Annotated in this window: 9 protein-coding genes; 4 read left to right on the top strand and 5 right to left on the bottom strand. The window is 40.3% G+C overall.

Annotated features, from left to right (window positions below; all coding sequences use genetic code 11):
* The coding region (locus tag WN50_RS28855) for a winged helix-turn-helix domain-containing protein (RefSeq protein WP_049561575.1) at window positions 1–383 on the top strand (383 nt) is incomplete at its 5' end.
* A gap of 83 nt (window positions 384–466) precedes the next feature.
* Here the strand turns inward: WN50_RS28855 and WN50_RS28850 are convergent.
* From WN50_RS28850 to WN50_RS28840, 3 genes are all read right to left on the bottom strand, one after another.
* Complete coding sequence (locus tag WN50_RS28850; RefSeq protein ID WP_046278243.1) at window positions 467–1,225, bottom strand: ABC transporter ATP-binding protein; 759 nt, start codon at window positions 1,223–1,225, stop codon at window positions 467–469.
* 68 nt (window positions 1,226–1,293) lie between these two features.
* Entirely contained in the window at window positions 1,294–1,968 is a 675-nt protein-coding gene (locus WN50_RS28845) for an ester cyclase (protein ID WP_046278244.1), read from the bottom strand.
* A gap of 495 nt (window positions 1,969–2,463) precedes the next feature.
* Window positions 2,464–3,198: a hypothetical protein gene (locus tag WN50_RS28840; protein WP_049561573.1), complete on the bottom strand. Its 735-nt coding sequence runs from the start codon at window positions 3,196–3,198 to the stop codon at window positions 2,464–2,466.
* Window positions 3,199–3,634: 436 nt separating this feature from the next.
* Here WN50_RS28840 and WN50_RS34960 point away from each other — a divergent pair, with 436 nt between their 5' ends.
* Complete coding sequence (locus WN50_RS34960) at window positions 3,635–3,775, top strand: PIN domain-containing protein (protein ID WP_160315456.1); 141 nt, start codon at window positions 3,635–3,637, stop codon at window positions 3,773–3,775.
* A gap of 3 nt (window positions 3,776–3,778) precedes the next feature.
* On the top strand, window positions 3,779–3,967 hold the full coding sequence (locus WN50_RS28835; RefSeq protein ID WP_046281854.1) for a hypothetical protein: 189 nt from the start codon (window positions 3,779–3,781) through the stop codon (window positions 3,965–3,967).
* A 462-nt stretch (window positions 3,968–4,429) separates the two neighbouring features.
* Here WN50_RS28835 and WN50_RS28830 read toward each other — a convergent pair whose 3' ends face one another.
* Together WN50_RS28830 and WN50_RS28825 are read right to left on the bottom strand one after the other, a co-directional pair.
* Window positions 4,430–5,023, bottom strand: a complete 594-nt coding sequence (locus tag WN50_RS28830) for a hypothetical protein (protein ID WP_046279510.1) — start codon at window positions 5,021–5,023, stop codon at window positions 4,430–4,432.
* Between the two features lie 230 nt (window positions 5,024–5,253).
* The gene (locus WN50_RS28825) at window positions 5,254–5,646 is read right to left on the bottom strand and encodes a DUF1830 domain-containing protein (protein ID WP_046279509.1); all 393 of its coding nucleotides are present in this window, start codon (window positions 5,644–5,646) and stop codon (window positions 5,254–5,256) included.
* 378 nt (window positions 5,647–6,024) lie between these two features.
* Between WN50_RS28825 and WN50_RS28820 the strand changes: the two genes are divergently transcribed.
* A complete protein-coding gene (locus WN50_RS28820; protein WP_046279508.1) occupies window positions 6,025–7,605 on the top strand; it encodes a photosystem II high light acclimation radical SAM protein in 1,581 nt (526 codons plus the stop codon).
* Window positions 7,606–7,994: the final 389 nt, after the last annotated feature.

The raw sequence follows: 7,994 nt of genomic DNA, 5'->3' as shown, positions 1-7,994 counted from the left end.
TTGCTCCTCCTGCCAGTCTAGATTACGGCATTCTCAAAATTGATTTAGTCCAGCGACGGGTACGACTACGCGGACAACTGATTGAATTAACCCCTCAAGAATATAGTTTACTTTATGTTTTAGCTCAAGCGGATGGAGAACCTCTGAGCCGTTCGGAACTGCTCCGTCGCGCTTGGCCAGATTCCATTGATAATCCTCGCACCATTGATACTCACGTTCTCTCCTTACGAAAAAAAGTTGAAGTCGATCCTCGCCAACCCATCCTCATCCAAACCGTGCGGAATGTTGGATATCGGCTAAATTTAGAGATGCTCAAGCCTGATTCTTGGACTCCCCGGCTGAATGATCAACATCCCCCTCTATCTGTCAGAGTGAGCAGTTAAAAAAGGCAAAAGGCACTCATGCAAAAGGCAAAAGGCAAAAGGTACTCATGCAAGATTGATAATTCATAGTTCCTAACTGTCCCCTATTCCCAGTCTTGGGCTTCGCTGTTTTGAGCGGTGATGAATTGCTGTTTTAATGCTTGCCAGTTTACCTGTTGAGTCAAATTATCCTGAACTAATTTTCCTTGGGATAAATGCCACAATCGATTTCCCCAATCTTGGATGAGATCGAGGTAATGAGTCGCTAAAATCACTGTTATTGAATCATCAACGACTGTCTGTAAACTGTTGAGGATCTGGGTTTGGCTCACAAAATCTAACGCGGTGATTGGTTCATCCAGGAGTAAAATTTGCGGTTGAATCATTAACGCCCGAGCGATCGCAATTTTTTGAAGTTGTCCCCTCGACAGTTGTACTTCTGTGCGGTTTAACCAATCCGTCGGAATCTCTAACCGTTCCGTCCATTCTGTTAGCCGTTGAGTGATTTCAGTCTCCGATAAACCCCGCAACTTTAGAGGATAAATTAACGCCTCTTTAACGGTCATTCCTAATAACTTTGCCTCTGATAAAACTAAAGTAATTTGTTGTCGAAGCTGAACAATTGGAATTTTATGATAACTTTCCCCTTGAAAAAAAATCTCCCCGTTTGAGGGACTATTTAACCGATTGAGTAACCGCAAAAGTGACGTTTTTCCCGCACCCGAAATTCCGACTAAAGCAATGCGATCGCCTGTTTTGACTTCAACTGAAATCTCCTGCAAGATCGGCTGAAAACCGATTTTTGGTTGCAAAGAGACATTTTCTAAGCGCAGTTGCGGAGGGGGAGAAGGATGAGAATTCAAATCGGTGATTGAGAGTGAGGTAATATTCCCATTCTAAATGATCTCAAACGGGGAGGATTTTGTCGAGCCTAATCCGAAGATTGTTGAGCGTGGAACGGACAACCGCTTGTTAGTTTTTGCAGAAAGGCACTATTATCAAAAAAATGCTCTAAAGAGATGATTTTCAAATCCTCCGTTACCCGAGCAATACTCATCCCGACAATTTCTAGGGTTTCTCCGGTGGGTGCATGGTCTTTAAACGGGCCGTTAAAGGTTCCCCAATGGCGCCACTTAAACGTAACATTCGGAGGCCCTGATAAGACTTCTGTGACTTCCCATAAAAAGCCTTTGGGAAAGGCTTTGTGAAACACTTGAAACGAAGATTCAAAGTTTTCTGCGGCTGAACTATAATGTTCAGTTTCTCCCATAAATAAATTATAGGTTCCCGCTTGAGCAACATCTTCTGCGGTATATTCTGGCCCGCCATTCGCTCTCATTCTAAACTGTTCTTGAACAATAGACAACCATTGTTGCGGGTTAACTTTATTTGTGGCTTCTAACTCAAAGGTTCGGACTAAATTTTCTGCAATGGCTTCTAAAGATCCTTGTTGATGATGATATTGACTTTCTTTGAAAAGAGATTGATTTGTATAGGAATAGTCTGGACGTTCTCCGCCTCGCCATTCAACTCCGGTATCGTTAGCAATGACAGTTTCTCGATCTTGAACCCAGAGAGGAATATCTGGGGATGAATTTGAACTCATAGAATAGGTTTTAGTCAAAATTTCTTTACCATTTTGCTCAATACTCCCCAAAAATTTTCGTTAAAATCATTACAATTTTATGTTAAAATTATATTTTACAGTAACCAAAAATTTCTCCGTAGGGGTGCAAGTCAGGGCGCAAACCGCAGCGCCCCTACAGATGCACAAAATAGAACAATTATGAGTATGAGCCTTATTTCAATCTAGATTGAGTTAACGCACAAAACCCAAAAACACTTAATGATCTATAGATTGTTGTTTTTAAACTTGACTCGGGCTGTCTTCAGTTAATCTACAGCCTCTTTAACACATGGAGTGGGGAAAATTTTACACTCGGACGTCTGTGCTGTCGTTGTCACGAAGAAAGCTAAATCTGTTTACCGATATAGACTTAACTTTCTGAGTCACAACTTTTACGGACGGCAGAGTGTAAAATTTACATTTTTACTATAGACGATCAAGCCAAAGGTTGTCAAGATCTATTTTTAGATGTACTCAAGACTCTATTTTTTCTAAGGCTGCAATCAAAATTTCTGCTAAATTCTCCGTCAACACCCTAAAAATGGGTTTCAGCTTCCAATCTAGCACTTTACGAGGAACCAGAAACCCATGAGTTGTACAATTTCTAAAGGCTCTAGCGAGAAGCAGTGCATCTTCCCAGGTCTTAATGAGATGAGACTCAAGCATCCAATTTTCAATCACCTTTATATCGTTGTTTCTCAAACCCAAAAATTTTCCGATAGATTTTTCTTCTTGAGTTAACCACTTTTCCAAACTTTTACTACTATCAGGATCGGGTGAATTTAATGGGTAATAATTGGGAAGATTAGATTGACATTTATTAATTAGTGATTTAAAGTCCTCTTTGTAGGGTTGACCTTCTAATTTATTAATCAATCCTTTTGTTGTAATCTCAAATCCACTATAAGCGATTACCAGTCGCCATTGAATTCCCCTGGCTTTACCTGTGTCATTTTTCTCTGAACCAATGGCTGGATGTTCCCAATCGATTGCTGCTTGGGTAAGATTGACACCCCGACTGAGAAGTTTATAGATTTGATCAATATGTTGAGGATCATCTTGATGATCAGAATTAAAGTAAGAGATTTTTTTCTGTATTTTATGACATTTATCATCATCATTCCACCAAGAGTCATTCGGTAAAAAGATATTATCGACATTTTTCCAAACTCTTTTCAGATTCTCCTGAATTGATGGCATTTCTGACATAATCTTCTCTTGAAAAAGTGTTGAATTTTTTGTATCAGTTACAGAACTCTCTCAATTATACACTTTAAGCGATCGCCAAACTGTAGCGATCGCATTTCCTTGTAGGTTGGGTTGACGCCAGGAAACCCAACATATTTTTACGATTTTCACACAGTAATATTGTAGGTTGAGTTGAGCAAACCGAACAAAGTGATGTTATCTATTATATTTAACCTAACCTACAGCAATTAGAAACCCAGCCTAAAATTTCTTGTTGGGTTGCGAGTCACGCTTAACCCAACCTACAGTGCGATCACCTTTCCTTGTCAGTTAGGTTGACAACAAAACCTAGCTGATTTTGCTATTTTCATACAATAATTGAAGGGATAGCGATCGCTGACGGCATACACTCATATAGTAAGCTGGTTAGAATGAGAACATCTAGATTTCATCTAACATGAGTGAAACTATCTATATCGAAACCAGTATTTTAGGTTACTTGACTGCCCGATCAACCGATAACTTAATTCTTGCTGCAAACATCAAAGTTACGCAGGACTGGTGGGATAATTTCGGATATGAATTTAAAGGAGAATAAGTAATGTGGAAAGACGAAATTATAGAAGAAATTTACAGGTACAGAGAAGAATATGCTCGATCCTTTGACTACGATTTAGATGCAATATTTAGGGATTTGCGAAATAAGCAGAATGCTCATAAGCAAAAAGTTGTAACACTTCCAATTAAACGAAAGTCTAATAAATCATTCGAGCAAATAGGGCAGCAATAGTGAGTTAAGAGTCTTGACATAGATTGGCTACTGTTCAATTTTACTTTGAGTCTGAAGTGTAGCGATCGCATTTCCTTGTAGGTTGGGTTGGCACTAGGAAACCCAACATATTTTTCCAATTTCAACACAATAATTGAACTGATAGCGATCGCACAACTCAAAAAAAGCGATCGCCTAAAATGCGGGGGCTTTACGCTTCGCCACCGTAACAGTAGGGGCGGGTTCGGATTTTTTTATGTTTTCCCACAGACAACCTCTGTAAACCCGCCCGTCTTGAAGTTTTTAGTTGAAATTTAGTCCTCTTAAGAGGACTTCGGACTTTTAGACGGGGATTTTAATCCCCGATCAAAATTGGGGGACGGGTTTAGCTGGGTTGTTTGTGAGATGAATAAATCTCGGTGAACCCGCCCCTACAATCGGTTTTTCCTTCAATCTCTCTGCATACAACCGCTTTCAAAAAGATCAAGGAAGACTAACCTGAGAAAAAGCCGTTGTAATTGTCCAAATATCAACTAAAACGAGGAGTAATGTAAACCCAAATAGGATAAAATACATCCAGGGTTGAGCCAAAGGGCGAACATCAGTTGTATCAATCCCGGTTTTTTGCTGTACAATTCTCACCAGTTGAGCAAAGCCAGCAATTCGCATCGGGAGTAAATACCCTTGTCCTGACTGACTGAGAAAGTAATAAACCAGTCCACCTTGTCCGGTTGTCCGAGGTTTAAGTGCTTTGACTTCGTTCCAATTTAAACACCAACCTCTGCGAAAAACGGGCTTAACCCAACGGGGATAAGTGACTTGAATGGTTTGATCATCAACGATAACACGTTCTGTTAAAGCCGCATAAAGAGCGATCGCACCTAAACTAATTCCAATCCATAAAATTGTAGGAGAGAGAGGTGCATTTACGGCCTGGGATAAGAAGGGTAAAGGCAGCATTAACGCAGCATACAGTCCTAAAAGCGTGATCCGAATAATCGGAGAAATGCTAAAAACAGCGTTCAGAGATGGGGATAAATTCCCGACATTAGATGATACAACAACGTTAGATTTCATGTTCTGCTCGGTTCAATCCTTCGTTTTACACGATAATTGATTTTCTCCGACTGCACCCCTACTCCTATCGCTGTTTCCCAAATTGATGACACCGATCATGCTTCTCTTGAAAAACAGAAGTCATTCAAATTGAAGTGCGATCGGTGTCAAAGATGGTTTCAAGATTTTTGTTTTAAAACTGGAATTCTTCAGCTAGATAGGAGATTCTTAAAAAGATTTTTGTCCTTTCTCTAGTCAACGACACTTAATGCAGGTGTCGTTAAAGATTCAGGAACCGCTTGGCGTCGCGTCTGGGACATGATTCGCTGATGATAAGCTTGTGCGACTTTAGAAGGATGGGTCTCCTCAATAATACTACTGGGCGCCTCTTGGTCAATCTGAAGACGATCACAAGGAATCCGATCTGAGAGAATAGCACTAGCCATGCTACCCGTGTGAATTTCTAACAAAGCTTCTGGGAGAGCCTCTAGCAGCAAACGCTGTCCCGGAAACACAACTCGCTCAAAGTACCAGTTGGCAATGTTGGTAATCCGGGCTATCTGGATTTGGCTGGTGGCGTTGACGTAGCAGCACAAAATCCGCTTAGAGAAATTGGATGGTAGGGGATCGAGAATTTGAGCCATAACTGCTAAGGAGCTTTGCGATACAAGTTTTGGATATATCCACAACCTAACATTACCTGATCCCCACTAATTGTAAACGCGACTACCAATCCGTTTTGAGAGTCCTTCGTTGATCGCTGATTTCAGTGAAAATTCAAGGGTTTTGACCTCGCTTGGGGGAAATTACCCAATAAATTCTCTCATCCTTGAAAATTAAGACAGATACGAGCAAATCCCCTTTTTACATCCCCGTAGCTCGTCTTCAGAAATTTTAAAGATTTTCAGAAAAATCCCGCCTAAAATTAAAAAACTCCAGTATATTGTTAAGTTATATATATAAACCGCCATTCAAGCTTGTCGTTAGAGTGTTGTTAGAGTAGAGTCCCCTTTTTAAAAATCATGGACAATAAAATCCTTTACGTTCGCCTTCCTTGCAACCCCATTTTCCCCATCGGGGTCGTTTATCTGTCTGACCACGTTCACAAGTTGTTTCCCGACGTACAACAACGAATCTTTGATCTCGGTGCCATTCCTCCGTTGGACTACAGTTCAGCTTTAGATGCTTGTGTAGATGAATTTAAACCGACATTATTGGTCTATTCCTGGCGAGATATCCAAATTTACGCACCCGTTGGCGGACGCGGCGGAAATCCCCTACAAAACGCCTTTGAATTCTATTATGCTAAAAAGCCCCTAATTAAGCTTCGAGGTGCCTTGGGCGGGCTAAGACTGGCCGCTTCTTACTACACTGAACTCTGGCGCAACCTGGGTTTAATTAAACGCGGACTCAAACGCGCCCAAAATTATAACCCCCAAGCCCGTTGTGTGGTTGGCGGTGGTGCGGTGAGTGTCTTTTATGAACAGTTGGGGCGCAGTCTTCCCAAGGGAACGGTTGTTTCTGTTGGTGAGGGTGAAGCGTTACTGGAAAAACTGTTACGGGGAGAAAGTTTACAGGATGAACGCTGTTATATTGTCGGAGAAACGACACCCCGCGATCGCTTAATTCACGAAAAACCGGCACCGTTAGAAAAAACGGCTTGTAATTACAACTATATTGAGAGTATTTGGCCGGAGTTTGAATATTATTTCCAAGACCAAGATTTTTATATTGGAGTTCAAACGAAGCGGGGTTGTCCTCACAATTGCTGTTATTGTATTTACACAGTAATTGAAGGAAAACAAGTTAGAATTAATCCGGCTGATGAAGTTGTTGCAGAGATCAAACAACTTTATGATCGCGGAATTCGCAATTTTTGGTTTACAGATGCTCAATTTATCCCGGCGCGTCGGTTTATTAATGATGCGGTGGAATTATTGCAAAAAATAATTGATGCAGGGATGAATGATATTCACTGGGCGGCTTATATTCGAGCGGATAATTTAAACCCGGAATTATGTGATTTGATGGTCAAAACGGGGATGAATTATTTTGAAATTGGCATTACAAGCGGTTCTCAAGAACTCGTTCGTAAAATGCGAATGGGGTATAATTTGCGAGTGGTTTTGGAAAATTGCCGGGATTTAAAAGCCGCAGGGTTTAATGATTTAGTTTCGGTGAATTATTCGTTTAATGTGATTGATGAAACCTTTGACACCATTCGTCAAACGTTAGCCTATCATCGGGAACTTGAAAAGATTTTCGGGGCGGATAAAGTTGAACCTGCGATTTTCTTTATTGGGTTACAACCCCATACCCATTTAGAAGAATATGCCTTTGAACAAAATATGCTCAAACCGGATTATAATCCAATGAGTTTGATGCCCTGGACAGCAAGAAAACTTTTATGGAACCCTGAACCGTTGGGATCATTTTTTGGAGAAGTTTGTCTAGAAGCTTGGCAACGCAACCCCTATGATTTTGGCCGAGAAGTGATGAATATTCTCGAAGAAAGGTTAGGTTTAGCACCGTTAGAAGAAGCGTTAAGTGCGCCTATTGAAACCGAAAAAACGAACGAAAAACAGCTTGTTAGTGCGAGTTAAATAATAAATTTAATCTCACGTTATCCCGCTATCTTATACTGTTAAGGTGGCGGAATATTTTTTAAAACCTAAATATGTTAACGGTGAATTTTCGGGGTACACCTACTCGTTTTATACTGTATCATCATAAATAAGAATATCCTGGGTTTCCGACTCTACATTAAACTCAATACGACTCTGTAAAACGATTTCTTGAATAACTGCTCCTCCTTTCCCCTGTTCTAAAACCGAATTAAAACGTTCTATTAATTCTGGGATATTTATTACTTCTTCTCTACATTCTAAATATCTGCTGACAATCGCTTTAATAGCATCTAATAGAATAGAGATACTTTATTTAAAATCATTGATTAACATCCAAAAACACTTTATTGGAAAATCGTTAGTGT

The organism is Limnoraphis robusta CS-951 (genome assembly GCF_000972705.2).
The sequence above is the reverse complement of the archived record's forward strand: the minus strand, read 5'-3'. Positions and strand labels throughout refer to the sequence as shown.